Origin of the sequence: Rhodoferax sp., from assembly GCF_028714215.1 — a bacterium.
GTDB lineage: Bacteria > Pseudomonadota > Gammaproteobacteria > Burkholderiales > Burkholderiaceae_C > Rhodoferax.
Window position 1 is genome coordinate 31,667 of sequence record NZ_JAQTMS010000016.1, and the last position, 26,664, is coordinate 58,330.

At 62.1% G+C, this 26,664-nt stretch carries 25 protein-coding genes; 15 read left to right on the forward strand and 10 right to left on the reverse strand.

Annotation, left to right across the window (positions count from 1 at the left end; all coding sequences use genetic code 11):
* Positions 1–270: 270 nt before the first annotated feature.
* Genes PHS32_RS09525 through PHS32_RS09540 form a run of 4 tightly spaced genes read left to right on the forward strand, consistent with a single transcriptional unit; the run spans position 271 to position 4,414 of the window.
* On the forward strand, positions 271–1,644 hold the full coding sequence (locus PHS32_RS09525) for a carbohydrate porin (protein WP_301078700.1): 1,374 nt from the start codon (positions 271–273) through the stop codon (positions 1,642–1,644).
* Between the two features lie 51 nt (positions 1,645–1,695).
* A complete protein-coding gene (locus PHS32_RS09530) occupies positions 1,696–2,964 on the forward strand; it encodes an NRAMP family divalent metal transporter (RefSeq protein WP_301078701.1) in 1,269 nt (422 codons plus the stop codon).
* A gap of 17 nt (positions 2,965–2,981) precedes the next feature.
* Positions 2,982–3,170 carry a hypothetical protein gene (locus tag PHS32_RS09535; protein WP_301078702.1) on the forward strand — a complete coding sequence of 63 codons (189 nt, stop codon included), beginning with the start codon at positions 2,982–2,984 and terminating at the stop codon, positions 3,168–3,170.
* Positions 3,167–4,414, forward strand: a complete 1,248-nt coding sequence (locus PHS32_RS09540; protein WP_301078703.1) for a CBS domain-containing protein — start codon at positions 3,167–3,169, stop codon at positions 4,412–4,414. Before PHS32_RS09535 ends, PHS32_RS09540 begins: the two co-directional genes overlap by 4 nt.
* Before the next feature lie 8 nt (positions 4,415–4,422).
* On the opposite strand, the gene PHS32_RS09545 is transcribed toward PHS32_RS09540, so the two are convergent.
* Positions 4,423–5,334, reverse strand: coding sequence for an AEC family transporter (locus tag PHS32_RS09545; protein WP_301078704.1), 912 nt, complete (start codon positions 5,332–5,334; stop codon positions 4,423–4,425).
* A gap of 132 nt (positions 5,335–5,466) precedes the next feature.
* Between PHS32_RS09545 and PHS32_RS09550 the strand changes: the two genes are divergently transcribed.
* The 4 genes from PHS32_RS09550 to PHS32_RS09565 all read left to right on the forward strand — a co-directional run bounded on the left by PHS32_RS09550 (position 5,467) and on the right by PHS32_RS09565 (position 9,014).
* Positions 5,467–6,429 carry a tripartite tricarboxylate transporter substrate binding protein BugE gene (locus PHS32_RS09550; RefSeq protein WP_301078705.1) on the forward strand — a complete coding sequence of 321 codons (963 nt, stop codon included), beginning with the start codon at positions 5,467–5,469 and terminating at the stop codon, positions 6,427–6,429.
* Between the two features lie 139 nt (positions 6,430–6,568).
* On the forward strand, positions 6,569–7,468 hold the full coding sequence (xerD, locus tag PHS32_RS09555) for a site-specific tyrosine recombinase XerD (RefSeq protein WP_301078706.1): 900 nt from the start codon (positions 6,569–6,571) through the stop codon (positions 7,466–7,468).
* 30 nt (positions 7,469–7,498) lie between these two features.
* The gene (locus tag PHS32_RS09560; protein WP_301078707.1) at positions 7,499–8,023 is read left to right on the forward strand and encodes a gamma carbonic anhydrase family protein; all 525 of its coding nucleotides are present in this window, start codon (positions 7,499–7,501) and stop codon (positions 8,021–8,023) included.
* A 13-nt stretch (positions 8,024–8,036) separates the two neighbouring features.
* A complete protein-coding gene (locus tag PHS32_RS09565) occupies positions 8,037–9,014 on the forward strand; it encodes an Hsp33 family molecular chaperone HslO (RefSeq protein ID WP_301078708.1) in 978 nt (325 codons plus the stop codon).
* A gap of 12 nt (positions 9,015–9,026) precedes the next feature.
* Here PHS32_RS09565 and PHS32_RS09570 read toward each other — a convergent pair whose 3' ends face one another.
* The 4 genes from PHS32_RS09570 to PHS32_RS09585 are packed head-to-tail and all read right to left on the reverse strand — an operon-like array spanning position 9,027 to position 13,207.
* Complete coding sequence (locus PHS32_RS09570) at positions 9,027–9,326, reverse strand: septum formation initiator family protein (RefSeq protein ID WP_301078709.1); 300 nt, start codon at positions 9,324–9,326, stop codon at positions 9,027–9,029.
* Positions 9,327–9,356: 30 nt separating this feature from the next.
* On the reverse strand, positions 9,357–10,640 hold the full coding sequence (eno, locus tag PHS32_RS09575; RefSeq protein WP_301078710.1) for a phosphopyruvate hydratase: 1,284 nt from the start codon (positions 10,638–10,640) through the stop codon (positions 9,357–9,359).
* Positions 10,641–10,682: 42 nt separating this feature from the next.
* Complete coding sequence (gene kdsA / locus PHS32_RS09580) at positions 10,683–11,540, reverse strand: 3-deoxy-8-phosphooctulonate synthase (RefSeq protein ID WP_301078711.1); 858 nt, start codon at positions 11,538–11,540, stop codon at positions 10,683–10,685.
* Complete coding sequence (locus tag PHS32_RS09585; protein ID WP_301078712.1) at positions 11,540–13,207, reverse strand: CTP synthase; 1,668 nt, start codon at positions 13,205–13,207, stop codon at positions 11,540–11,542. The genes kdsA and PHS32_RS09585 overlap by 1 nt, the downstream gene beginning before the upstream one ends.
* Positions 13,208–13,359: 152 nt before the next feature.
* On the opposite strand from PHS32_RS09585, the gene coaBC reads away from it, so the two are divergent.
* Positions 13,360–14,592, forward strand: coding sequence for a bifunctional phosphopantothenoylcysteine decarboxylase/phosphopantothenate--cysteine ligase CoaBC (coaBC, locus tag PHS32_RS09590; protein WP_301078713.1), 1,233 nt, complete (start codon positions 13,360–13,362; stop codon positions 14,590–14,592).
* 5 nt (positions 14,593–14,597) lie between these two features.
* Positions 14,598–15,044: a dUTP diphosphatase gene (gene dut, locus PHS32_RS09595; RefSeq protein WP_301078714.1), complete on the forward strand. Its 447-nt coding sequence runs from the start codon at positions 14,598–14,600 to the stop codon at positions 15,042–15,044.
* A 133-nt stretch (positions 15,045–15,177) separates the two neighbouring features.
* On the opposite strand, the gene PHS32_RS09600 is transcribed toward dut, so the two are convergent.
* Positions 15,178–15,711 carry an FKBP-type peptidyl-prolyl cis-trans isomerase gene (locus tag PHS32_RS09600; RefSeq protein WP_301078715.1) on the reverse strand — a complete coding sequence of 178 codons (534 nt, stop codon included), beginning with the start codon at positions 15,709–15,711 and terminating at the stop codon, positions 15,178–15,180.
* A gap of 63 nt (positions 15,712–15,774) precedes the next feature.
* On the opposite strand from PHS32_RS09600, the gene PHS32_RS09605 reads away from it, so the two are divergent.
* From PHS32_RS09605 to parC, 3 genes are all read left to right on the forward strand, one after another.
* Positions 15,775–16,278, forward strand: a complete 504-nt coding sequence (locus PHS32_RS09605; RefSeq protein WP_301078716.1) for a hypothetical protein — start codon at positions 15,775–15,777, stop codon at positions 16,276–16,278.
* A 54-nt stretch (positions 16,279–16,332) separates the two neighbouring features.
* Positions 16,333–18,303: a DNA topoisomerase IV subunit B gene (locus PHS32_RS09610; RefSeq protein ID WP_301078717.1), complete on the forward strand. Its 1,971-nt coding sequence runs from the start codon at positions 16,333–16,335 to the stop codon at positions 18,301–18,303.
* A gap of 129 nt (positions 18,304–18,432) precedes the next feature.
* Complete coding sequence (gene parC / locus PHS32_RS09615; RefSeq protein WP_301078718.1) at positions 18,433–20,790, forward strand: DNA topoisomerase IV subunit A; 2,358 nt, start codon at positions 18,433–18,435, stop codon at positions 20,788–20,790.
* Between the two features lie 22 nt (positions 20,791–20,812).
* Here the strand turns inward: parC and PHS32_RS09620 are convergent, their stop codons facing one another.
* Positions 20,813–21,472 (reverse strand): RluA family pseudouridine synthase, encoded by a 660-nt coding sequence (locus PHS32_RS09620; protein ID WP_301078719.1) that lies wholly within the window; start codon positions 21,470–21,472, stop codon positions 20,813–20,815.
* A 17-nt stretch (positions 21,473–21,489) separates the two neighbouring features.
* Positions 21,490–21,645, reverse strand: a complete 156-nt coding sequence (locus PHS32_RS09625) for a hypothetical protein (protein ID WP_301078720.1) — start codon at positions 21,643–21,645, stop codon at positions 21,490–21,492.
* A gap of 165 nt (positions 21,646–21,810) precedes the next feature.
* On the opposite strand from PHS32_RS09625, the gene PHS32_RS09630 reads away from it, so the two are divergent.
* Together PHS32_RS09630 and PHS32_RS09635 are read left to right on the forward strand one after the other, a co-directional pair.
* On the forward strand, positions 21,811–23,187 hold the full coding sequence (locus tag PHS32_RS09630; protein WP_301078721.1) for a tryptophanase: 1,377 nt from the start codon (positions 21,811–21,813) through the stop codon (positions 23,185–23,187).
* Positions 23,188–23,444: 257 nt separating this feature from the next.
* On the forward strand, positions 23,445–23,951 hold the full coding sequence (locus PHS32_RS09635) for a hypothetical protein (RefSeq protein ID WP_301078722.1): 507 nt from the start codon (positions 23,445–23,447) through the stop codon (positions 23,949–23,951).
* On the opposite strand, the gene PHS32_RS09640 is transcribed toward PHS32_RS09635, so the two are convergent.
* Positions 23,948–25,081, reverse strand: a complete 1,134-nt coding sequence (locus PHS32_RS09640) for an HDOD domain-containing protein (protein ID WP_301078723.1) — start codon at positions 25,079–25,081, stop codon at positions 23,948–23,950. The genes PHS32_RS09635 and PHS32_RS09640 overlap by 4 nt on opposite strands.
* A complete protein-coding gene (locus tag PHS32_RS09645) occupies positions 25,078–26,658 on the reverse strand; it encodes an AMP-binding protein (RefSeq protein ID WP_301078724.1) in 1,581 nt (526 codons plus the stop codon). The genes PHS32_RS09640 and PHS32_RS09645 overlap by 4 nt, the downstream gene beginning before the upstream one ends.
* Positions 26,659–26,664: the final 6 nt, after the last annotated feature.

The window sequence follows — 26,664 nt, forward strand, 5'->3', positions numbered from 1 at the left end:
CCCGGGCAGCGTCCGCCTCTGTCGCCGTCTCGCTGATAACAGCAGGACGGTGCGGTGCAGTTAACTTCTGCGTGTGTCAGTTCTTGACACGCGCGCATCTCCTGAATTCATTCGCGCAAGTCGCCTCGCTTGTGCTTTGGCGTTCCTGATCCCTCGCAGGCGCAGATTTGCCTCTGCGCGACGGTTCGGGGGCCTGCCGAGCCTCCGCGTGGCCTTGTTTTTCAGAACGCAAATCCCCGCTGGCGGGGATAGACCTGAAGAGGTGAAATCATGACGGCAAAATTTGATTGGCCTGCGAGGTTCCGACGCTGCTCGCAATGGGGCGGCTTGGCCTTGGCGCTAAGCGTATGCCCGGCCCGGGCTTTCGCCCAAGCGAACCCGGAAGAAACGCCCGGCACGGCGTTCCACGCCCAGACCACTTACATCTGGCAAGCCAAACCGGCCTTCAGCGCCGCCTACAGCGGCCCCAACTCCCTGAGTCCGCTCAAGGAGCGGTCTTATTCCTTCACGCTGACGGGTGACTTGGGTCTGCGCCTGTGGGACGGCGCGCAACTGCACCTGAATCCGGAAGGGGCGCAAGGGCTACCTTTATCCAACCTGCAGGGCGCCGGCGGCATCAGCAATGGCGAGTTGGCCCGCGGCAGCGGCGCCAGTCTTGCGATGTACCGGGCCCGGTTCTTTGTGCAGCAACGCATCAACGTCGGCGGCGACAGTCAAACTGTGGCATCCGACTTCAACGAACTGGGTGGCCAGTTCAGCGCCCGGCGCTGGACTTTCACGTTCGGTAATTTCAGCCTGCTTGACTACTTTGACAACAATCCTTATGCCAAGGACCCACGCAGCCAGTTCACCAACTGGTCGTTCCTCACGCATGGCGCCTGGGACTATGCGGCCGACGCGCGCGGCTACACCTTGGGCGCCGTGGCCGAGTACCGTGCGCCCGGCTGGGCGCTGCGGGCCGGTCGCGCGATGCAGCCGATCGAGAGCAACGGCCTGGCGCTCGATGCGGCGCTGGGTCGCCACTATGGCGATCAGCTCGAAGTCGAAGGCGAGTTGCCCCTGACGTTGGCGGCCGGGCCGCTGCGCGGGCGGGCGCTGCTGTTTCGCAACCGCATTCAGGCCGGCAGCTTTACCGATGCCCTGGCGCTGGCTGGGGTGCCGGATGTGGGCCTGGTGCGTCGAGACCAGAGCAAGAGCGGCTGGGGCCTGACGCTGGAAGCGCCGCTGGCGGATGACGCCGGCTTGTTCCTGCGCGCCAGCCGCAACAGCGGCAAGCTTGAGACCTATGCCTTCGCCGAGATCGACCGCCAACTGGCGCTGGGCGGCCAGTTCTCCGGCGCCTCCTGGGGCCGCAGCCAGGACCGCTGGGGCGTGGCCTATGCCGTCAACGGCCTGTCGGACCCACACCAAGCCTACCTGGCCGCCGGTGGCCAGGGCTTCTTTCTCGGTGACGGCCAGTTGAACTACGACCAGGAACGTGTGCTGGAAGCCTATTACCGCCTGCTGCTGTCGCCGTGGGACGTGCGTCTTGGCAAAGTCCAGTCAGCGCTGAGTGCCGGCTTTCAGCGCATCAGCAACCCTGGCTACAACCGCGACCGCGGTCCGGTCAGCACCTACACCCTGCGCTGGCACAGCGAGTTTTGATCTATCGGCATGTCCCAGTTTCACTGCAATTTTTAGAAAAATGGTGTCAAGATGAATTTGTTCTCCCGGCTCTATTACGAGCTACGTAAATACTGGAAAGCCATCCGGCTTTATCTGGTCATTGCCGGCCCGGGCCTGGTCGTGATGGTGGCCGACAACGACGCCGGTGGCATTACCACCTACGCCGCCACCGGCGCCAAGTACGGTTTCAACCTGATCTGGTTTCTGCTGATTCTGATTCCGGTCGCCTATTACGTGCAGGAGATGACCGTGCGTCTAGGCGCCGTCACCAAGCGTGGTCATGCGGAAGCGATCTTTGACGGCTTCGGTGCTTTCTGGGGCTGGTTTTCGCTGATTGACCTGATGATTGTCGACTGGCTGACGCTGGTCACCGAATTCATCGGCATGACCTCGGCCTTGAGCATCTTTGGCGTTGCGCCCTGGATCACCGTGGCCGGTGTGGTTACCTTGATGGGCATCATCGTGATCAACGGGCGCTACTGGACCTGGGAAAAAATTGCGCTGCTGTTTTGCACCCTGAATCTGATCTACATCCCGGCCGCCTTCATGGTGCATCCGTCGGTTTCGGACATTTTGAAAGACGGCCTGGTGCCGAATTTCCCCGGCGGTTTCAATGGCGAGCTGTTCTTCATTCTGATGGCCAACATCGGCACCACCATCGCGCCCTGGATGCTGTTCTTCCAGCAAAGCGCGGTGGTTGACAAAGGCATGCTGGAAAAAGACATTCCCTGGGGCAAATTCGACACGCTGGTGGGTTCCGTCTTCACCGTGGTGGTCGCCGTGTTCATCGTCATCCTGACCGGTGCGGTGCTGAAGGGGGTCGCGGTGGACGACGCGGCGCAGGCGGCATCGCTGCTGATGAAGAGCAACCATTACGTGGGGACCTTCATGGCGATCGGCCTGTTTGATGCCGGTCTGCTGGGTGCCATCTGTATTTCACTGGCCAGTTCCTGGGCTTTCGGCGAAATCTTCGGCTGGGCGCACTCCCTGAATCAAAAAATCAAGGAAGCACCTTGGTTCTACATCACCTACTTCTTTACCCTGATTACGGCCGGTCTGGTGGTGCTGATTCCGGGCGCACCGCTGGTGCTGATCACACTCTTTGTGCAGGTGGTGGCGGTCACCTTGCTGCCCGCCGCCCTGGTGTTCCTGATTCTGTTGCTCAACGACAAGAAGCACATGGGCGAATACTGCAACAGCTTGACGGAAAACCTGATCGGCGGCTTCATCGTCATCGCCATCGTGATTCTGTCCACGCTGTACGGCGTCAGCGTCATGTTCCCCAACCTGTTCCACTGATTGACGAGGAAATCAAAATGGCATCCAGCTTCAAACTCCTGGTCGGGAAAATCCGCGAAATCAACCAGCGCTACAGCAAGCCGCATATCGAAATGACGCCCCTGGTGAAGATTTCGCTGATGGCCTTGCGCGTCTATCTGCTGCTTCTGGTCGGTCTGATCGTTTACAAATTTGTCGTCACCTTGACCACGGGAGCAGTCCAATGATCACCGTACTGGAACCCAAATTTTTCCTGAGCGAGATCATCGGCCGCAAGGTTTACCTGAAGGCGCAGCAGATCGGCCGTCTGGACGACATGCTGATCGTCGAAACGGGGAAGTTGCCCGAGGTCAGCCACTTCGTCGTCAGCCGTTCCTTTGGCTACCCGTCACTGCTGCTACCGTGGGACAAACTGACGCTGATTTCAAATACCGAAATCGTTTTCGACGTCAGCGCCACCCCTGAGTATGAGCGTGTCCCGCCCGACGGCGCCATCCTGCTGCGGGCCCACATTCTGGACAAGAAGATTCTTGACATGGACGATCACGAAGTCGAGATTGTCTATGACATTAGCCTGCATTTTCAGGCCGGCAAGCTGTATGTCAGCGAGGTCGATTTCAGCCGGCGCCGGCTGCTGCGCAGAATGGGTCTGAAACGGCTGGCCAACTGGATCTCCGAGCAAAGTCAGGAGACCACCGTTTCCTGGCTGTATGTGCAACCCCTGCCCGAGCATATCGGCGCCTTCAAGGGACACGTCAAACTCAGCGTGCTGAAGGAAAATATCAGCGACATCCATCCGGTCGATCTGGCCGACATTCTTGAAGAACTGGAAGGCGATCAGCGGCTGGCCGTGTTCAAGGAACTGGACACCGAACACGCCTCCGATACGCTGGAAGAAGTGGAGCCCCGAGTTCAGCGTGAACTGATACGCGCCATCGAAAAGCGCCACGCCGCGCAACTGATCAATGCCATGAGCCCGGCGCAGGCCGCCGACCTTCTGGCGGCGCTGCCGACCTCGGAGGCCGACGAGTTGCTGTTGCTGATGGACCGGGATAGCGCCGGCAAAATTCAGAAAATTATCGACCAGCACGACGAAAACATTCTTTTGTTTTCAACCCGCAAATTCATGCAGGTTTCCAGGTCGGCGCAGGTGGGCGACGTGATCGCGCATTTTCATGAAATCGCCCGCGACATCGACGTCATCATGTACGTCTATGTTGTCAACCAGCACAAGGTACTGGAAGGTGTTGTCGATTTCAGGGAACTGATGGCCGCCGAGGCGGGCCAGGTGCTGGGAGAAATCATGACCGAAAACATCATCAGCCTGAACCCGCAAGACACCTTGAGCGATGCCATGGCCATGTTCAATCGCTACGCTTTTCGCGCCATCCCCGTGACGGACGCTGAAAATGTGCTGCTGGCGGTGGTATCGTTCCGGGACATCCACGGTATCAAGCCACGCCTCGATTGAGGCCGGATTTACAGCCCGCGCAGCACACCCAGCGCAAACGGCAGGCTCAGCATGCCCAGCACGGTGGACAGCGTGACCAGCCCGGCGACATAAGGCCCGTCGTAGCCCATGCGCGCCGCCAGCACATAGCAACTGGAGGCGGTCGGAAGGGCGGAAAAAGCCAGCAACACAGTGGTTTGCACCGGGTTCAGATGAAACAGGTGCGAGAAGGCCAGCGCCACCAGAGGCAGCAGGAAATGCCGTATCGCCAGCACCGCCACGGCCAGTGCCTTGGCCTGGTTCAGGGCGCCGAACTGCATGCCGGCACCGGCCGCCATCAGCCCCAGCGCCAGGGAGGACGCGCCGATGCGGCTGACCGTGGGGTCCAGCCAGGGCGGCAGCGTCAGGCCCAGTAAATTCGCGCTCAAACCGGCCGCCGTGCCAATGATCAGCGGGTTGCCTGCCAGTTCCCGCAGCAAACCGCGCTGCGCGTGATGCGCCATGGGCCAGACCGCGCCGACATTGAACAGCGGCACGCAGACGCCTATCAACACCGCGATCTGCAACAAGCCCTGCGCGCCGGCCAGCCGGTCGGCCAGGGCCAGGCCGATGAATGAATTGAAACGAAAAGCCACCTGGGCACTGGCGGCATGCGCGCGCGCCGGGACGTGGCGCCCCAGCCAGGGCCAATACGGAATCGAATAAGCCAGTGCGATGCCGCTCAGGCCCATGGCCCAGCCGGCCCCTATCAGACTCGAGGCCGAACCCAAGTCAAGAGGACTTTTGACGATGGAGTGAAACAGCAGCACCGGAAAGAGGAAGAAATAGACCAGCGTCTCGACCTGCGCCCATACCGCACGGTTCAAGGCGGTGTAGCGGCACACCAGGTAGCCGCACAGGATCAGGGAAAAATCGGGGATTAAAAGTTGGGCGAAGTTCACCCGGCGAGAATACCAGTGAAACGCCGCAACCCGGGTTGGCCGCGCGGCGCCGACCCCGATCGCCAGCGACGCCGCGAGTTAACATGCGGCTTGAACGTTTTGTCCCATTTGAACCTCAGGAGTAACACCATCGTGCATCGTCGTACCCTATTGGCCTTAAGTCTGCTCGTCGCAACGGGCTCTGCCATGGCGCAGGGCTATCCCAACAAAGTCATCAAGCTGCAAGTGCCTTTTGCCCCGGGCGGCACCACCGACATCATTGCCCGCACCATCTCGGAAGCCCTCGGCAAGGCCCTGGGCCAGACCGTGGTGGTGGAGAACAAGGCCGGTGGCGGCGGCATCATTGGCGCCAACGAGACCGCCAAGGCGGCGCCGGACGGCTACTCGCTGGGCATGGCCACGGTTTCCACCACGGCAGCCAATCCGGCCATCAATCCGCGCACGCCGTACAACCCGCTGACCGATTTCACGCCCATCATCAACATTGCCGCCACCCCCAACGTGATTGCGGTGCACCCCGGCTTTCCGGCCAAGGATTACAAGAGCTTCGTCGCCGAGTTGAAGAAGAACCCCGGCAAGTATTCCTATTCTTCGTCCGGCACCGGCGGCATCGGCCACCTGCAGATGGAGTTGTACAAGAACTTGAGCGGCACTTTCATCACCCACATTCCGTACCGCGGCGCCGGCCCGGCATTGAACGACACGGTGGCCGGCCAGGTACCGATGATTTTTGACAACGTGCCCTCGGCCTTGCCCTTCATTCAATCCAGCCGTCTGGTGCCTATCGTGGTGGCGGCGCCGCAGCGGCTGGCGCAATTCCCGAATGTGCCGACCTTCAAGGAGGTCGGGCTGGAACCGGTGAACCGGATGGCTTACTACGGCATTTATGGCCCCAAGGGCATGCCCAAGGATATCGTCGACAAGATCAATGCCGGCGTGCGCAAAGCCCTGGAAGACCCGTCCGTGAAGAAGCGGATCGAAGAGACCGGCTCTTTCATCATTGGCAACACGCCCCAGCAGTTCACGGCGCAGATCAGGGCCGAGTACGAGGTCTACAAAAAAGTGGTTGAATCGGCCCATCTGAAACTGGAATGATGGGACCTTGCGGGACAGACCGCAGCTACCAACTCAATGTTTGTGGGACAGACCGCAGTTACACGAAGTGAACAAGCTCTGTCCCCAATTGATACCGGGATGTTGGAAGTTCGCAAGCTCTGTCCCCAACTGATTAAGAATGCGTGACGAGGCTTTGATTGACACTTTCATCGATGCCTTGTGGCTGGAAGAGGGTTTGTCGAAAAACACCCTTGCCGCCTACCGGCGCGATCTGACCCTGTATGCCCACTGGCTGAGCGGCCGTGGGCAGCCGTTGACCGATACCACCGAGGCTGACCTGAATGCCTATTTCTCGGCGCGGCACAAGTCAAGCAAGGCCACTACCGCGAACCGGCGCCTGACGGTTTTCAAGCGCTACTTTCGCTGGGCACTGCGCGAGCACCTGATCGTTTCGGATCCGACGCTCAAGCTCCAGGCCGCCAAGCAGGCGCTGCGGGTGCCCAAGACCTTGACCGAGCCACAGGTTGAAGCACTGCTGAATGCGCCCGACAGCGACACCGATCTGGGCCTGCGCGACCGCGCCATGCTGGAGCTGATGTACGCCAGCGGCTTGCGCGTCAGTGAACTGGTGACGCTCAAGGTGCTCAACCTGAGCCTGTCGGAAAATGTGCTGCGTGTTTTTGGCAAGGGCAACAAGGAGCGGCTGGTGCCGTTTGGCGAAGTCGCCAGTCTCTGGCTCAAGCGCTATCTGGCAGAGGCACGTCCCAGCCTGCTGGCGGACAAGCAGACCGAAGATCTGTTTGTCACGCACCGCGGTGTCAAGGCCGGCAGCGCCATGAGCCGCGTCATGTTCTGGATGATTGTGAAAAAATACGCCATCGGCGCCGGTATCACCGCGCCTTTGTCGCCGCACACCTTGCGCCATGCTTTTGCCACCCATCTGCTCAACCATGGCGCCGATTTGCGGGCGGTGCAGATGTTGCTGGGGCATGCCGATATATCAACCACCACCATCTACACCCACGTGGCACTGGAGCGGCTGAAAGTCTTGCATGCCAAGCATCATCCACGGGGTTAACAACTTGCAGAGAAAAAAACAGGAATTGACATGGCAATTTACGAACTTGACGGCGTAGCCCCCAGCATCTCGGACTCGGCCTGGGTCGCCGACAGCGCCCAGGTGATGGGCAATGTGGACCTGGCCGACGACGCCAGCGTCTGGTTTGGTGTCGTGATCCGGGGCGATACCGAGACCATACGGATAGGGCGCGGCAGCAATATCCAGGATTTGAGCGTCTTGCACGCGGATGTGGGCATGCCGTTGACGGTGGGTGAGGACGTGACGGTGGGGCACCGCGTCATGCTGCATGGTTGCACGATTGGCGACGGCAGCCTGATCGGCATCGGCGCGGTGGTGCTGAACGGGGCAAAGATCGGCAAGGGTTGCCTGGTGGGGGCCAATTCCCTGGTCACCGAAGGCAAGGAGTTTCCGGACGGCTCGATGATCCTGGGCAGCCCGGCCAAGGTGGTGCGCCAGCTGGCACCGGAGCGCGTGGAAGGTCTGCGCCGCAGTGCGCAAGGCTACGTCGATAACGCCCGGCGCTTTCGTGCTGGTTTACGCCGGATGGACTGAAGGAACGTTGCGCGTGTCTGAAATTCACAAGTTTTTGTTTGATGGTTTGCCGGTGCGCGGCGTGCTGGTGCGCCTGACCGACGCCTGGACTGAAATCCTGCGGCGCCGCGCCTCCGGCGCTTTTCCGCTGCCGGTGCAAAACCTGCTGGGTGAAATGGTGGCGGCGGTGACCTTGATGCAGTCCAACATCAAGTTCAACGGCGCCCTGGTGCTGCAAATTTTTGGCGACGGCCCGGTTAAATTGGCGGTGGCCGAAGTGCAGTCCGATTTTGCCTTGCGTGCCACCGCGACGGTCGTCGGTGAGGTGGCGGCAGACGCCAGCCTGAGCGCCTTGGTGAATTTGAAGCAGCAGGGCAAATGCGCCATCACGCTGGATCCCAAGAACAAGTTTCCCGGGCAGCAGGCCTATCAAGGTGTCGTTCCGCTGGTGGGCGAGGCGCATGAAAAGCTTGAAAAATTGAGTGAAGTGTTGCAGCACTACATGCTTCAAAGCGAACAACTGGACACCACGCTGGTGCTGGCGGCGGATGACAAAGTGGCGGCCGGTTTATTGATTCAGCGTCTGCCGCCGCAGGGCGCCGGCAACTTGGCCGGCGGTTCGCCCGGGCCTGCCCATGAAGACGAAATTGGCGTCAATGAAGACTACCAACGGATTGCCATGCTGGCTGCCAGCCTGCAACGCGAAGAACTGCTGACGCTGGACGTCGATACCATTTTGCGGCGTCTGTTTTGGCAGGAGAAGCTGTTGCGCTTCGAGCCCTTGACCGGCGACGCAGGCCCGCATTTTTCCTGTACCTGCAGCCGCGAGCGGGTCGGCAAGATGATTCTGGGGCTGGGGATTGAGGAGGCGCAAAGCATTGTGGCCGAGCGCGGCGAGATCGAGGTCGGCTGCGAATTTTGCGGTGCGCAACAGCACTTCGATCCGATTGACGTGGCGCAGATCTTCGCTGCCACCGGCAAGACGCCGCCGGCTAGTCCGGCACTGCACTGAGCCCGCGGCTCTTCAGCGGCTGCCGGAGGCCTTGGCCGCCGGCGTGATCTGCACGTAAATCTCGTTGGGCTTGACCATGCCAAGCTCCATGCGGGCTTTTTCCTCGACCATTTCCAGCCCCTCCTTCAGGTCGCGCACCTCGGCCGCCAGTCTGTCGTTGGCCAGTTGCGCCTGCTGGTTGTGCTGGTTTTGTGTCTTCAATTGTTCCGTCAGGTGGGCCACCGCAGGCAGGCTGCCCCGGCCAAACCACAACTGAGCCTGCAGAATCAGGATCAGCAGGATCAGGGCCGCCGAGACAAGGTGCTTGCCCACGATCAGGCCTGCGACGGCTCGCACATCCGGTTAGCGCAGATTGTAAAAAGCGGCACGCCCCGGGTAGCTGGCGATGTCGCCCAGATCCTCTTCGATGCGCAGCAACTGGTTGTACTTGGCCATGCGATCGGAGCGGCTCAAGGAGCCGGTCTTGATCTGGCCGGCATTGGTGCCGACCGCGATGTCGGCAATGGTGGAGTCCTCGGTCTCACCGGAGCGGTGACTGATGACGGCGGTGTAGCCGGCACGTTTGGCCATCTCGATGGCGGCAAAGGTTTCGCTCAAGGTACCGATCTGGTTGATCTTGATCAGGATCGAGTTGGCAATGCCTTTGTCTATGCCTTCCTTGAAGATCTTGGTGTTGGTGACAAACAGGTCGTCGCCCACAATTTGCACCTGCTTGCCCAGGCGCTCGGTCAGAATCTTCCAGCCCTCCCAGTCGTTCTCGGCCATGCCGTCCTCGATGCTGATGATGGGGTATTTGTCGACCCAGGTGGCCAGCATGTCGGTCCACTCCTGCGCGCTGAGCTTCAGGCCTTCGCCTTCCAGGTGGTATTTGCCGTCCTTGTAGAACTCGCTGGCGGCGCAGTCCAGTCCGAGGGCAATTTGCTCGCCGGCCGTGAAGCCGGCTTTGTCGATCGCTTCCAGGATCAACTGGATCGCCGCTTCGTGGTTCGCCACACTGGGGGTGAAGCCGCCCTCGTCGCCGACGGCGGTGCTCATGCCCTTGTCATGGATGATTTTCTTCAGGGCATGGAAGACCTCGGCGCCGTAGCGCAGGGCTTCGCGAAAGCTGGGCGCGCCCAGGGGAATGATCATGAATTCCTGCAAATCCAGGTTGTTGTTGGCGTGCGCGCCGCCGTTCACCACATTCATCATCGGCACCGGCAATTGCACCGCACCCATGCCGCCGAAATAGCGGTACAGCGGCAGGCCGGATTCTTCGGCGGCGGCGCGCGCCACGGCCATCGAGACTGCCAGCATGGCATTGGCGCCCAGGCGCGATTTGTTTTCGGTGCCGTCCAGGTCGATCAAGGTCTTGTCCAGAAAAGCTTGCTCGGACGCGTCCAGGCCTAGCACCGCTTCTGAAATCTCGGTGTTGATGTGCTCCACTGCTTTGAGCACACCCTTGCCCAGATAACGGCTATTGTCGCCATCACGCAGTTCGATCGCTTCCCGGCTGCCGGTGGAAGCGCCGGAGGGCACGGCGGCCCGGCCCATGGTGCCGGACTCCAGCAGCACGTCACATTCCACCGTCGGATTGCCGCGTGAATCCAGAATTTCACGCGCCACGATGTCAACAATTGCACTCATTGCATTTCCTTCAAAAACTCAAATAAAAAACACTGAACAAGGTCAGACGGCAAAACTATTCTCGAGGAAGCCGTGACGCTTGGTGACGGCATCGAGTTCCAGCAAGGTCTCCAGCAAGGCCCGCATGTGTTTGAGCGGCACCGCATTGGGTCCGTCGCTCAGGGCCTGGCTGGGATCGGGATGGGTTTCCATGAACAGACCGGCCACACCCACGGCCACTGCGGCGCGGGCCAGCACCGGCACCATCTCGCGCTGCCCGCCGCTGCTGCCACCTTGCGCGCCTGGCAGCTGCACCGAGTGCGTGGCATCGAACACCACCGGGGCACCGGTCTGGCGCAGGATGGCCAGCGCGCGCATGTCGCTCACCAGGTTGTTGTAGCCGAAGCTGGCGCCCCGTTCGCAGGCCATGAAGTTGTCCTCGTTCAGGCCTTTTTCGCGCGCCGCGGCGCGCGCCTTGTCGATCACGTTTTTCATGTCGCCGGGCGCCAGGAACTGCCCTTTCTTGATGTTCACCGGCAAGCCCGACTGCGCCACGGCCCGGATGAAATCGGTCTGGCGGCACAAAAAAGCCGGCGTCTGCAACACATCCACCACCGCCGCGACCTGCGCGATCTGGTCTTCCGAATGAACGTCGGTCAGCACCGGTAGTTGGAGTTCGCGCTTGACCTTGGCCAGGATCTCAAGCCCCTGCGCCATGCCGGGTCCGCGAAAGGTGTTGCCGCTGGAGCGGTTCGCCTTGTCGAAACTGCTTTTGAAGATGAACGGAATGCCCAGGCTGGCCGTGATCTCCTTGAGCGTGCCGGCAGTGTCCATCTGCAATTGCTCCGACTCGATGACACAGGGGCCGGCAATCAGAAACAAGGGCCGGTGCAAGCCGACATCGAAGCCACACAACTTCACTACGCCACCGCCTTTAGATTTTTTCCAGCCGTCTGGTGGTCCAGTGCGGCCTTGATGAAGGCGTTGAAGAGCGGATGCCCGTTCCAGGGCGTGGACTTGAACTCGGGGTGAAACTGCACGCCCATGAACCAGGGGTGCACACTCTGCGGCAGTTCAACGATTTCGGTCAGTTGCTCGCGTTGCGTCAAGGCCGAGATCACCAGCCCGGCCTGGCGCAGGGGTGCCAGGTAATTCACATTGGCCTCGTAGCGGTGGCGGTGCCGCTCGGTCACCACGTCGCCGTAGATCTTGTGCGCCAGGCTGCCCTTGACGACGTCGGAACTCTGCGCGCCCAGACGCATGGTGCCGCCCAGGTCGGAGTTTTCGTTGCGCGTCTTGATGCTGCCGTCTTCGTCCTTCCATTCGGTGATCAAGGCGATCACCGGGTGCGGCGTGGTGGCTTCAAATTCCGTGCTGTTGGCATCCGCCAGCCCCGCCACATGGCGGGCGAACTCGATGGTGGCGACCTGCATGCCCAGGCAAATGCCAAGATAGGGCACTTTGTTCTCGCGGGCGAAGCGGGCGGCGCAGATTTTGCCTTCGATGCCGCGTTTGCCAAAGCCGCCGGGCACCAGAATGGCGTCGAACCTGGCGAGTTGCGTCACGTTGTTAGGCGTCAGGTTCTCCGAGTCGACGTAATCGATCTTCACCCGCACATGATTCTTCATGCCGGCATGGCGCACCGCCTCATTGAGCGACTTGTAGCTGTCGCTCAGGTCAACGTACTTGCCGACCATCGCGATGCTGACCTCGCCTTGCGGGTGCTCGGTCTCGTACACCAGATCGTCCCAGCGCTTCAAATTGGCCGGGTGTGTGTTGAGCCGCAGCTTGTCGCAAATCAGACCGTCCAGGCCTTGCTCGTGCAGCATGCGCGGCACCTTGTAGATGGTGTCCACGTCCCACATGGAGATGACGCCCCAGTCCGGCACATTGGAGAACAGCGAGATCTTTTCCCGCTCCTCATTCGGGATCGGCCGGTCGGCCCGGCAGATCAGGGCATCGGCCTGAATACCGATCTCGCGCAACTGCTTGGCGGTGTGCTGGGTCGGTTTGGTTTTCAGTTCGCCGGCCGCCGCAATCCAGGGCACATAGCTCAAATGCACGAAAGCGGTGTTGTTGCGCCCCAGCTTCAGGCTCATCTGGCGCACCGCTTCCAGGAAGGGGAGCGACTCGATATCGCCGACGGTACCGCCAATTTCGACGATCGCCACATCGACCGCTTCAGGGGTTCCGAAAGCGGCGCCGCGCTTCACGAAATCCTGGATTTCGTTGGTCACGTGGGGAATCACCTGGACCGTTTTGCCCAGGTAATCGCCGCGGCGTTCTTTTTCCAGCACGCTTTTGTAGATCTGGCCGGTGGTGAAGTTATTGGCCTTGCGCATGCGTGTTTCCACGAAGCGTTCATAGTGGCCAAGATCGAGATCGGTTTCGGCACCATCGTCGGTGACGAACACCTCACCGTGTTGAAACGGCGACATGGTGCCGGGATCGACGTTGAGGTAGGGGTCAAGCTTGATTAAAGTGACTTTAAGGCCCCGCGATTCCAAAATCGCAGCTAAGGAGGCTGAGGCGATTCCCTTACCAAGGGAAGACACCACACCGCCGGTGACGAAGACAAATTTGGTCATGTCAGAGTGAGCTCTGCGCTCAATCGGGTGGAAATGCGAATTATACGAGCCACCGACGGGCCGCCCCTAGGGGCGAGAGCCCCCTTGGGGGGCAGCGCAGTACATGAAATGACAAGCGTGGGGGCAACATTCCTTCTGATACATTGCAGCCCATGAATGAGCTTGCTGGAAAACACATTGTTCTGGGCCTGACCGGCGGCATTGCCTGCTACAAGGCGGCCGAGTTGTGCCGCGCCCTGATCAAGGAAGGGGCCACGGTGCAAGTGGTGATGACTGCCGCGGCGCAGCAGTTCATCACGCCGGTTACCTTGCAGGCCTTGAGCGGTCGAACCGTTTACGACTCGCAGTGGGATGCGCGCCCGGTCAACGGCGTCGGCAACAACATGCCCCACATCAACCTGAGCCGCGAAGCCGATGCGATCCTGATCGCGCCCTGTAGCGCCGACTTCATGGCCAAGCTGCTGCATGGACGCGCCGACGATCTGCTCAGCCTGCTGTGCCTGGCGCGTCCGCTCGACAAGGTGGCCTTGCTGATTGCGCCGGCCATGAACCGCGAGATGTGGGCGCATCCGGCCACGCAGCGCAACGTGGCGCGCCTGAGAGCCGATGGCGCCACTGTTTTTGAGGTCGGCAGCGGTGACCAGGCTTGCGGTGAAACGGGCGACGGCCGCATGCTGGAGCCGCAGGAATTGCTGGAGGAAGTGATCGCCTTTTTCCAACCTAAAACGTTGACCGGCCAGCAGGTACTGGTTACCGCCGGTCCCACCTACGAAGCGATCGATCCGGTGCGCGGCATCACCAACCTGTCGAGCGGAAAAATGGGTTTTGCCATCGCCCGGGCGGCGCGTGAGGCCGGCGCCGCAGTGACGCTGGTGGCGGGGCCGGTGAGTCTGGCGACGCCGCGGGGCGTCCGCCGGATCGATGTCAGGTCGGCCAGGGACATGCTGCAAGCGGTTCAGGAACACGCGCCGGCCGCCACCGTTTTCATAGCCACCGCGGCGGTGGCCGATTGGCGACCGGCCAGCGCGGCCGAGCAAAAAATCAAGAAGGATGGTTCGGGCAAAACGCCGGAGCTGAGTTTTGTCGAAAATCCGGACATTCTGGCCACCCTGGCGCAGTCGCCCCGTGGCCGCAGTCGCGCGCTTTACTGCGTCGGTTTTGCGGCCGAGAGCCACGACCTGCTGGCCCACACGCAAGCCAAGCGGCAACGCAAAGAGGTGCCGCTGCTGGTCGGCAATATCGGCCCGGCGACGTTCGGGCAGGATGACAATGCGCTGCTGCTGGTGGATGAGTTGGGTGCCACCGAATTGGCACGCGCATCCAAACTTTCGCTGGCGCGTCAATTGATCGCCAATATCGCAAACAGAATTGGAGCCAGGGGCTGATAAGAATGAAAATTGACGTCAAGATCATTGACCCGCGGATGGTTGATCAGTTGCCGGCCTACGCCACACCCGGCAGCGCCGGGCTCGATTTGCGGGCCTGCCTGGAGCAGCCGTTAACCCTGCAGCCCAACGCCTGGCAACTGGTACCGACCGGCATCGCCATCTATTTGCAGGACCCGAATTTTGCCGCCCTGATCCTGCCGCGCTCCGGCCTGGGGCACAAGCACGGCATCGTGCTGGGCAATCTGGTGGGCTTGATCGACAGCGACTACCAGGGCCAGTTGATGGTCAGCGCCTGGAACCGCAGCGATACCGCTTTCACCATAGCGCCGATGGAGCGCATCGCGCAACTGGTCATCGTTCCCGTGCTGCAGGCGCAGTTCAATGTGGTGACCGAATTTCCGTCCAGTCAGCGCGGCGAGGGCGGTTACGGCTCGACCGGGAAGACTTAACCCCCCCCTGTTGCGGCTCACTGCGTGTAGCCGCCTCTCCCCCCAGGGGGACAACCCCAGTGGCCCGGCGAAGCCGGTTCCACGGGGTTCCCTGCCTTGGGCCACCAGTGGCAGCCGGATCTCTATCAGTGACTCAGTGCAGAGTGCGGTTGCCAGGGGTCGTTGCGTGCAGGGGCTGGACCTTGAAAAAACCGGTTCCGGCCGAGCCACGTCCAATCTCTTCTTCGGTGGCCTCCCGAACCGCTTGCACTTTCAGGCGCAGGCGCAAGGCGATGCCGGCCAGCGGGTGATTGCCATCCAGCACCACATGCTCCGGGTAGATATCGGTGACGGTGTACAAGGCGTCCTTGGGCGCCTCCGGGTTGCAGCCGGCGGGCAGTGAGGCACCCTCGAAGGTCATGCCTTCTTCCAGTTCCGCGGGAAACAGTTGGCGCGACTCCAGGAACACCAACTGGTCGTTGAAATCGCCAAACCCTTGTTCCGGTTCGATTTGCAGTTCGATCGTCGCGCCCGCTTCATAACCTTGCAGCGCCTCCTCGATGGTCTTGAACAGATCGTCGCCACCGACCAGAAATTCAACCGGATCGTCGAGCACGTCAAGTTCCTCACCCAAAGTGTCTGTGAGCGTCCAGGTCAGCGCGACCACACATTGTTGTTTGATTTCCATTGGAGAATTGTTGCTGCTTAGAGAGTGAATAAGAATAATATGGCGGGACTGATCAGGACTTTTATGACAAACCCATTACCCGCCGATCCCTTGGCCAGCGGCCGTTTTTCCGGCCGTGAAGCCTTTGCCCGACTGGTGCGCGACGCGCTTGGCAGAGCGGCCCAGGAAGGCTGGCGCGAGCTTATTTTAAGCGATGCCAGTTTTGCCGACTGGCCTTTGCGCGAACGCTCGGTGATCGAATCGCTGCAGGCCTGGTCGACGTCCGGTCGGCGCCTGGTGATGCTGGCGACCCGTTACGACGAGGTGTTGCGACTGCACCCGCGTTTTGTCGCCTGGCGCAAGACCTGGGACCACATCGTCGAGGGCAGGGTTTCCCGGGTCGCGGTGCCGGCCGATTTTCCCAGTGCCATCTGGAGCGCCGGCTGGTTCATGCACCGGCTCGATCCGCAACGCAGCACGGGCATTTGCGGCTACGACCATGAGCGCGGCGTGCAACTCAAGGAATTTCTGGACGAGGTGATCCGCAACAGCGCGCCGGGCTTTCCGGCTTCGACACTGGGTTTGTAATTGGCTGTAGTTTTATACAGCAAAAGTTCAATTACAGACTACAATGCGCGCCCTATGGCAGTCAAACCAAGCAACGAATATTCAGAAGCCTCGATCCGCGTGCTCAAGGGCCTGGAGCCGGTCAAGCAGCGGCCGGGCATGTACACCCGCACCGACACCCCGCTGCACGTGATCCAGGAGGCGCTGGACAACGCGGCCGACGAGGCGCTGGCAGGGTATGGCAAGAAAATCAAACTGGTGCTGCACGCCGACGGCTCGGTCAGCATCGAGGACGACGGGCGCGGCATTCCGTTCGGCCTGCATCCGGAAGAAAACGCACCGGTGATCGAGCTGGTGTACACGCGGCTGCATGCCGGCGGCAAGTTCGACAAGGGCAAGGGCGGCGCCTACAGCTTTTCCGGCGGCCTGCATGGCGTGGGCGTCAGTGTGACCAACGCGCTGGCGACCCGGCTGGAGGTGACCACCTACCGCGAGGGCATGGTGGCGCGCCTGGTGTTTGCCGGCGGCGAGGTGGTCGAGCCGCTGCAATTGCGCAAGCAGGGCGAGGGCGACCGCAAATCCGGCACCAGCGTGCGCGTCTGGCCGGATGCCAAATACTTCGAGACCACCGCGCTGCCGCTGGCGCAACTGGCCCATCTGCTGCGCAGCAAGGCGGTGCTGATGCCGGGCGTCAACGTCACCCTGGTGAATGAGAAGACCAGGGAGACGCAGAGCTGGGTCTTCAAGGGCGGCCTGCGCGACTACCTGATGCAGACGCTGACCGGCGAACTGGTGATCCCGGTGTTCGAGAGTGAAGGTTTTGCCGATGCCCAGAGCGACAATTTTGCCGAGGGCGAGGGCGCCAGCTGGTGCGTCGCCTTCACGGAGGACGGCCAGCCGGTGCGCGAAAGCTATGTCAACCTGATCCCCACCCACGATGGCGGCACCCACGAAAGCGGCTTGCGCGACGGCTTGTTCACGGCGGTCAAGAGTTTCATCGAGCTGCATTCGCTGCTGCCCAAGGGCGTCAAGCTGTTGCCGGAGGACGTCTTCGCGCGCGCCAGCTATGTGCTGTCGGCCAAAGTGCTGGACCCGCAGTTTCAGGGCCAGATCAAGGAACGTCTGAACTCGCGCGATGCCGTGCGCCTGGTCTCCAGCTTTGTTCGTCCGAGTCTGGAACTGTGGCTGAACCAGGACGTCGAATACGGCAGGAAGCTGGCCGAGCTGGCGATCAAGGCGGCGCAGGCGCGGCAGAAGGCGGGCCAGAAAGTCGAAAAGCGCAAGGGCTCCGGCGTGGCCGTGCTGCCCGGCAAGCTGACCGATTGCGAGAGCCGCGACCTGGCGCACAACGAAGTGTTCCTGGTGGAGGGCGACTCGGCCGGCGGCAGCGCCAAGATGGGGCGCGACAAGGAGAGCCAGGCCATTTTGCCGCTGCGCGGCAAGGTGCTCAACACCTGGGAGGTGGAGCGCGACCGCCTGTTTGCCAACACCGAAATTCACGACATCGCGGTGGCCATCGGCGTTGACCCGCACGGTCCCGACGACCACCCCGACTTGAGCGGGCTGCGTTACGGCAAGGTCTGCATCCTGTCGGACGCCGACGTCGACGGCTCGCACATCCAGGTCTTGCTGCTGACCCTGTTCTTCCGCCATTTCCCCAAGCTGATCGAGAAAGGCCATGTGTTCGTGGCCCGTCCGCCGCTGTTCCGGGTCGACGCGCCGGCGCGCGGCAAGAAGCCGGCCTCCAAGGCCTACGCGCTGGACGAGGGCGAGTTGACGGCGATTCTGGACAAGCTGCGCAAGGAGGGTGTGCGCGAGTCGGCCTGGAGCATCAGCCGCTTCAAGGGTCTGGGCGAAATGAACGCCACCCAGCTCTGGGAGACCACGCTCAATCCCGATACCCGGCGCCTGCTGCCGGTGCACCTGGGCAGCATGGACTTCGGGCAGACCGAGTCCCTGATCACCAAGCTGATGGGCAAGGGCGAGGCCGCGGCGCGGCGCGAGCTGATGGAGTTGCATGGGGATTCGGTTGAAATCGACGTGTAGCCATCAAATCCCTATGACAAAGTTGAAGGTGAGGTCCAATGGGGTGGCTGACGATTTCTGGTACTCCAGCATGAGGAAGTCACCCCATTGGGCCTCGCCGCAGCGTTATCGAAACGAGTGTTTTCTCCCATGAACGACCCCACAATTCTTGATCTGGTCCCGGCCCCGGCCGAGGACGACAGCCAGCTCAACTTGGCCAGCTACGCCCAGCGCGCCTACCTGGAATACGCCCTGAGCGTGGTCAAGGGACGTGCCTTGCCGGATGTCTGCGACGGCCAGAAGCCGGTGCAGCGGCGCATCCTGTACGCCATGTCGCGCATGGGCCTGGGTTTCGGCGGCGCCAACGGCAACAGCGGCGCCAAGCCGGTCAAGTGCGCCCGGGTTGTTGGCGACGTGCTGGGCCGTTTTCATCCGCACGGCGACCAGGCCGCGTACGACGCGCTGGTGCGCATGGCGCAAGACTTTTCACAGCGCTATCCGCTGATCGACGGCCAGGGCAACTTCGGTTCGCGCGACGGCGACGGTGCCGCCGCCATGCGCTACACCGAGGCACGGCTGGCCAAAATCACCAGCCTGCTGCTCGACGAGATCGACGAAGGCACGGTCGACTTCGCACCCAACTACGACGGCTCCACCGAGGAGCCCAGCCAGTTGCCGGCACGCCTGCCGTTCGCCCTGCTCAATGGCGCCAGCGGCATCGCGGTGGGCCTGGCGACCGAAATCCCCAGCCACAACCTGCGCGAGGTGGCCGATGCCTGCGTGGCGCTGATCAAGAACCCCAAGCTCAACCATGAAGAGCTGCTGGCGCTGATTCCGGGCCCCGACTATCCGGGCGGCGGGCAGATCACCAGCAGCGCTGCCGACATTGCCGAGGCCTACCGCACGGGACGCGGCTCGCTCAAGGTGCGGGCACGCTGGAAGATCGAGGAACTGGCGCGCGGCCAGTGGCAACTGGTGGTGACCGAGCTGCCGCCCGGCGTCAGCACCCAGCGCGTGCTGGAAGAAATCGAGGAGTTGACCAACCCCAAAATCAAGGCCGGCAAAAAAGCCTTGTCGCTGGAGCAGAACCAGCTCAAGGCGGCGCTGCTGTCGGTGCTGGACGTGGTGCGCGACGAATCCAGCAAGGAGGCCGCCGTGCGCCTGGTGTGCGAACCCAAGACCAGCCGCATCGGACAGCAGGAGCTGATCACCACCTTGCTGGCCCACACCAGCCTGGAGACCTCGTCGCCGGTCAACCTGACCATGGTCGGGCTGGATGGCCGGCCGACCCAGAAGTCCTTGCGCCAGATGCTGACCGAGTGGATCGAGTTCCGCCAGCGCACCGTGGAGCGGCGCTCGCAGCACCGGCTGGCCAAGGTGCTGGAGCGCATCCACATCCTCGAAGGCCGGCAACTGGTGCTGCTCAATATCGACGAGGTGATCGCCATCATTCGCCAGTCCGACGAGCCCCGCTCAGCGCTGATGGAGCGCTTCAATCTGTCGCAGCGGCAGGCCGACGATATCCTGGAAATTCGCCTGCGCCAGTTGGCTCGGCTGGAGGCCATCAAGATCGAGCAGGAGCTCAGCACGCTGCGTGACGAGCAGAAGAAACTGGAAGAAATCCTGGCCAGCCCGGCAACGCTGCGCCGGCTCATGATCCGGGAAATCGAGCTTGATGCCAAAACCTTTGCCGATGCCCGGCGCAGCCTGATCCAGGCCGAGAAAAAAGCGGTGCTGGAGGTCAAGGTGGTGGACGAGCCGGTGACCGTGGTGGTCAGCGAAAAAGGCTGGGTGCGGGTGCAAAAAGGCCATGGTCATGACGCCGCCAACTTCGCCTTCAAGGCCGGCGATGCCTTGTACGGCAGCTTCGAGTGCCGCACGCTGGACACGCTGCTGGCGTTCGGCAACAACGGACGCATTTACTCGGTCGCCGTGTCTATGTTGCCGGGCGCCCGCGGCGACGGCCAGCCCATCACCAGCCTGCTGGAGCTCGAATCCGGCACGCAGTTGTGCTATTACTTCGCCGGCCCGGCTGGCGCGACTCTGCTGCTCAGCAGTTCGGGCGGCTACGGCTTTATCGCGTCGATCGAGAACATGACTTCCAGGCTGAAGGCCGGCAAGGCGTTCGTCAGCTGCAACGCGGGCGAGGTGCTGTGCCGTCCGTCGCCGGTGGCCGGTGGCTCAGGTGCAGTAGCGCTGTTGCCGGCGACCCATGTGGCCTGTGCCTCCACCGGCGGCCGCATTTTGACCTTCGAGATCAAGGATCTGAAGACTTTGAGCAATGGTGGCCGGGGTCTGATGCTGATTGCCCTGGAGGACAAGGACACGCTGGCCGGTGCGGCAGCCTACACCCGCAGCGTGAAGATCGAAGGCATTGGGCGCGGTGGCAAAGCGCGCGAGGAAACGCTGGAGATTCGCAGCTTGAACAACGCCCGGGCGGCCCGTGCCCGCAAAGGCAAGGCGGCCGATCTGGGCTTCAAGCCGACCTCCATTACGCGCGTTGAGTAGTACACCTTGTGGGACAGCGGCGTCAAAAGCTTGCGGCGCTGACAAACCGCATGGCCTGATCGTTCACCGGATGACGCAATTCCAGTGAGCAGGCGTGCAGCAGCAAACGCTGCGCCAGCGCCTGAATTCTGGGGCAGCCGTACAGGGCGTCGCCGACGATGGCATGCCCCAGCGCCTGCAGGTGCACGCGCAATTGATGCGAGCGTCCGGTCAGCGGTTCAAGCTCCAGCCGGGTCGTTTGCTGTGCGGCGTTGTAGGACAGCACGCGCCAGCGCGTCAGACTGGGTTTGCCAAACTGAGGGTCGATCACACGGCGTGGTCGATTCGGCCAGTCGACGCGGATCGGAAACCTGATCTCGCCCCAGCCTTCAGGCGGCGCTGGCAGTTGTCCGTCGACCACGGCAAGGTAGCGTTTGCCAACGCTGCGGTTGGCGAAGGCCTGGTTCAGCGCGCGTTGCGCGGCGGCGCCGCGCGCCAGCAGCATCACACCCGAGGTGGCCATGTCGAGTCGGTGCACGACTAGCGCGTCGGGGTAATGGCGCTGCGCCCGCGCACTCAGGCAGTCCTGTTTGTCGGCACCGCGACCAGGCACCGCCAGCAGTCCGGCCGGCTTGTCGAGCACCAGCAGGGCATCGTCCACGTACAGCAGCGGGAGTTCACCCGCTGCGTCGTGCGACTGCATGGGATCAAACGTGGTGGCTAGCCCTTGTTGGGGGCATTCTTCGCCTTGCCGCGCACCGGCACCACGGTGGTGATGGTGGGGCGTACGGCATCGGGCGACACCGCCTTCGGCGGAGCGCTGTCCTTTTTCGGTTTCTTGACCATCTTGTTGCTGTTTTGTTGACCTTTTGCCATTTTTTTCTCCTGAAATTTAACTGTCCGCCCGCTGGAATCGGGCGTGGACTGTTCGATTATCGTGGCACGGGCAAAATATTTTCGATCTGTTGGCAATACCCGACACCACGCTGATTTGGGCGGTGCTACCTTCACGCCCACTTCTACAACTTCCACCCTATTGCCATGCCTAAAACCCTGATTGAACCGTTTCGCATCAAAAGCATAGAGCCGATCCGCATGACCACCCGCGCCGAGCGTGAGCAACTATTGGAGGCCGCCAAACTCAATGTCTTCAAGCTGCGCGCCGAGGATGTGCTGATCGACTGGCTGACCGACTCCGGCACCGGCGCCATGTCCTCCAAACAATGGGGCGCCATCATGGAAGGCGATGAGAGCTACGCCGGAGCGCGCAGTTTCTATCGACTGGAAGCCGTCATCCAGAACATCACCGGTATGAAGCATTTCGTTCCGACGCACCAGGGGCGCGCGGCCGAGAAGGTGTTGTTCACCGCGGTCTGCAAGAAGGGCGACCTGGTACCCAACAACTCGCACTTCGACACCACTCGCGCGAATCTCGAATACATTGGCGTCGAGGCGGTCGATCTGGTGATTGCCGAAGGCTTGCAGCCGGCCCTGATCTACCCGTTCAAGGGCAATATCGACTTGCAGCGCGTCGAGGCCTTGTTGAAAACCCAGGGCGAGCGCATTCCGTTTGGCATGCTCACGGTGACCAACAACACCGGTGGCGGCCAGCCGGTCTCCATGGCCAACATCCGGGCCTATGCGGCACTGCTCAAGCACCATGGCAAGCCCTTCATCATGGACGTTTGCCGCTTCGCCGAAAACGCCATGTTCATCAAGATGCGCGAACCCGGTTATGAGAACACGCCGATCAAATCAATAGTGCAGGAGATGTTCTCCTACTGCGACGGCTGCACCATGAGCGCCAAGAAGGACGGCATGGTCAACATCGGCGGCTTTATCGTGCTGCGCAGCGAGGAGTGGATGGACGCGGTGCGCAACGTATTGATCATGACCGAAGGCTTTCCCACCTACGGCGGCCTGGCCGGGCGCGATCTGGAGGCGCTGGCAGTGGGACTGGAGGAGGGCATGCAGGAAGACTACCTGCGCTACCGCCTGCGCACCGCCGAATACCTGGGCGAGCGACTGGAAGCGTCCGGCGTCGGCTTCGTCAAACCGACCGGTGGCCATGCCGTCTACATCGATGCCAGGACGGTACTGCCCAATATGCCGGTACAGCATTACCCGGCCTGGGCCTTGTGCAATGCGCTGTACCTGGAAGGCGGCATCCGCGGGGTCGAGATCGGCTCGGTGATGTTCGGCAAACGGCTGGCCGATGGCACTGAAACCTACCACAGCATGGAACTGGTTCGGCTGGCCTTTCCCCGGCGCATGTACACCCAGTCGCACTTCGACTACGCGGCCGAGGTGATTGACGAGGTCAAGCAAAAAGCCGCCAGCATCCGCGGCGTGAGAATCACCAAGCAGCCCCAATACCTGCGCCACTTCACCTGCGAGTGCGCCTGGGTGGCGGGTTGATTTCCACCGGCCCGGGGTGGCGGGCCGGAAATGCCGCACTGCCACTGGCGTAGCGGCGCTCCAGAAACATGGCTCCTATGTTGTCTACCGAACAGTCTGTTCGGGCTAGATGCTCAAAAATCCGATCGGTCGGCGCCAGTGGACCGATCTCTTGGTCGTCATGCTGATCAACGCACTGTTTCCATTTCTCACATCTTGAGTGTCGTCGGAAACATGCGTCGAACGTTTGATACCTGTTGGAATAACGAAAGGCATCCATGTTGATAAGTCCAAATAAAACAACCCAAAACCAAAACCAAAACCAAAACCGGGAGCCGAGCCGCATTGGCAAGCATCGACTCTGGATGGCCGGCACGGCGCTCGCGGCGGCGCTCGTTTTGAGCGCCTGCGGTGGCGGCGGCAATGCCGGTCCGTCCGGAAATTTCAACATTGGCGTCACAGTGGGTGGTCTGTTCATGGGTGACACCTCCGTCGCTCCCGGCGGTTCGACCGACCTTGCCATCCATGTCGGACAGTCGGTGCGTCTGGATGCGGGCGAGCCGGTGGTGTGGACCCTCTACGTCGGTGGCAGCGCGATCAGTGGCGGCGTGCAGATGTACTACGCCGGCGCGGACATCACCGCAACCACCTTGAACTCGTCCACCGTGGCCTTGGACACTTACGCCACCTACCCGTTGCAGTCTTCGATTCCCATGACCTTTGTCGCAACATCCACCTACGATTCGTTCCAGGTGGCGACGGTCAATATTTGGCTTACGAACTAGCCCCGCGGGCGCATCGCCAGACGCATTTGCTGGATGCTTTTGCCCAATTCCGGCGCGTGCAGAAACTCGATCAGCCGCGCCAGTTCGGGCAAGACCAGATAGCTGCGCAGGTAGAACAACTCGGCGCTCGAATCGGCGGCCGGATCGAAAGCGCAGAGATCGCTCAGACTGCCAAGCGCCAGTCTTTCACCCAGGCGGGCGCACAGATAGCACAAGGCCAGACGGCTGCGGCGCTGGGGCGCCGTCAGGGCGGGTGGCGTCAGCAGGACGCGGTCGATTTCCCTGACCTGCTCGATCAGGCTCCCCGGCAAGCCCCATTCCTGCATCAGCAGGCTGCCGATTTCGCCGGCAGCCAGCCCCAATTGGGCTTGCTCCGCGCGGGCTCTTTCGAGCAGGCCATTTTCTGCAATCCAGACACTGCGCTCGGCCGGCATCAGGGAAGCCGTCGCCAGTTGACCGAGGAACGACAGCACCACCTGCGTCACCAGGGAACCCTGCTCCGGCCAGTCGAGGCGCTGGGCCAGCTTCAAACACAGTTCGCCGGCCAATGCACTAGCACTCAGGACCGTGTCGAAAACCTTTTTGTGCTCGGGGCTGCTGGCCTGGAACGATTGATCCAGCAGGTACTGCAGGCTGATGCTGCGCACCGCGTTCAGGCCCAGGAAGGTGACCGCCTGCCCGATGCTGAGCACCGGCCGGCGCAAGCCGTAGAACGGAGAATTGACGCGCGCCAGGACCTTGGCCGCGATCAGTGCCTCGCCCAGGATCAGGTCGTTGATTTCGACCGAGGTGGCGCTGTCCAGCAGTTCCGGGGATAGCAGTTTGTGCAGGGACAACGGCGGCCGGGGAATGTTGCGGAGTTCGGCTTGCAGTGCCCACCGGCGTTCCTCCGCCAGTTCGTCCCGGTCGATGAAGCGCCATCCCGCCAGCTCGGTCGGTATCTCGGCCGGCAGCGCTGGCGCGGCAGCAACCGGGGTTGCGGCAGGCGCTGGCGCTTGCGCTCTGGTGTGCAGGTCGGCCGGCGGCGCTGCCAGTGATTTCGCTGGGCCGGCGCCGGCGCTGGGTTTCTTCAGCAAGTAGCGGATGGCAATGGCAGCAACGGCCAGCAGGACGATCAGAAGGAAAGTCACTTGGCCGCTGTCCCGCCGTCTGTGCCCAGGTCGCCGGACAAGACCGCCTCATCGCGCAGGCGTTGCCGCAACTCGGTCTTGAGCACCTTGCCGTAGTTGTTCTTGGGCAACTCGTCCAGCAGCACATAGCGTTTGGGACGCTTGAAGCGCGCAATCTGCGCCAGACAGTGCAGGTCCAGCTCGCCAGTCGCCAGGGTGGCGTTGCGTTGCGCGACCACAAAGGCCACCACCACTTCGCCCCACTCCGGGTCAGGGGAGCCGACCACCGCCACCTCGGCCACGCCGGGGGCGCTCAGCAGCGCTTCCTCCACTTCGCGCGGATAGATATTGGAGCCGCCACTGATGATCAGATCCTTGCTGCGGTCCTTCAGGGTCAGGAATCCATCGGCGTCCAGGCAGCCCACATCGCCGGTGTAAAGCCAGCCGTCCCGCAGCGCCGCGGCGCTGGCCTGCGGGTTATCCCAGTAGCCGGCCATGACGCTGTCGCCCTGCACCAGCACTTCGCCCACTTCACCCACAGGCAGATCAAGGTCCCGTTCGTCGCTGACGCGGACCCGCACCGGCGTCTGGGCCAGGCCCACCGACGCCATGCGCTCCAGGTACCTGGGGTGCGTGCTGTCGGCCAGATGCCGGCGCGACAAGGCGGTTGCCACCATGGGAGTTTCGCCCTGGCCGTAGATTTGCACAAAGCGCGGCCCCATGACCCGCAGCGCGCGTTGCATGTCGGCCAGGTACATCGGTGCGCCGCCATAGACGATGGTCTTGAAACTGGCGGCGCAATCCTGCGCGGTGAGGTCGCTGGCCTCGGCGTGATCGACCAGGCGCTTGACGATGGTGGGCGCCGCAAAAGTGGAGAGCGGCCCGAGGGCGCGGCCCAGCTCGAACAGCTCGGCCGGGTCGACCGCGCCGGAGGCCGGCACCACATGCCGGGCACCGGCCATCAAATGCGGTAGGGCGTACAGACCGGCGCCGTGCGACATCGGGGCGCCATACACCATGGCGTCCTCTGGCTGTACGGCGTCGACGTCGACAAAATAAGTCAAACCCATGGTCATGAGGTTGCGCTGGGTCAGCATCACGCCCTTCGGTCGTCCGGTGGTGCCGCTGGTGTAAAACAGCCAGGCCAGGTCCTGCGGCGCGCGTGCCGTGATCGGCACTGCCCAGGCGTCGCTCAGCGGCGACAGTAAGTCGTCGGCTGCCGCGCTTTCGATGTCAATTTGCCGCGCCAGACCGGCCAGGGGCTGGGGCGCCACATCAGCCGTCACAAAACCCCAGCGCGCGCCGGCGTTCTGGATAATCCATTCCACTTCCCGGCGATGCAGCTTGGCATTCACCGGCACCACCACCAAACCGGCCCACCAGGCGGCCCACAGGATTTCCAGATAACGCGGGTGGTTGCGCATGAACAGCAGCACCCGCTCGCCCGGCTGCAAGCCGGCTTCCTGCAGGTGCTGCGCCAGAGCGGCACTGCGCGCCGCCCATTGACCGGCCGTGGCGTGCAGCGCCGTTCCGTGGTAGATCGCTTCCCGCTCAGGCTGCTGGCGTGCCTGGCGCAGCAACAAATGGGCAAGGCTCATGGCGTG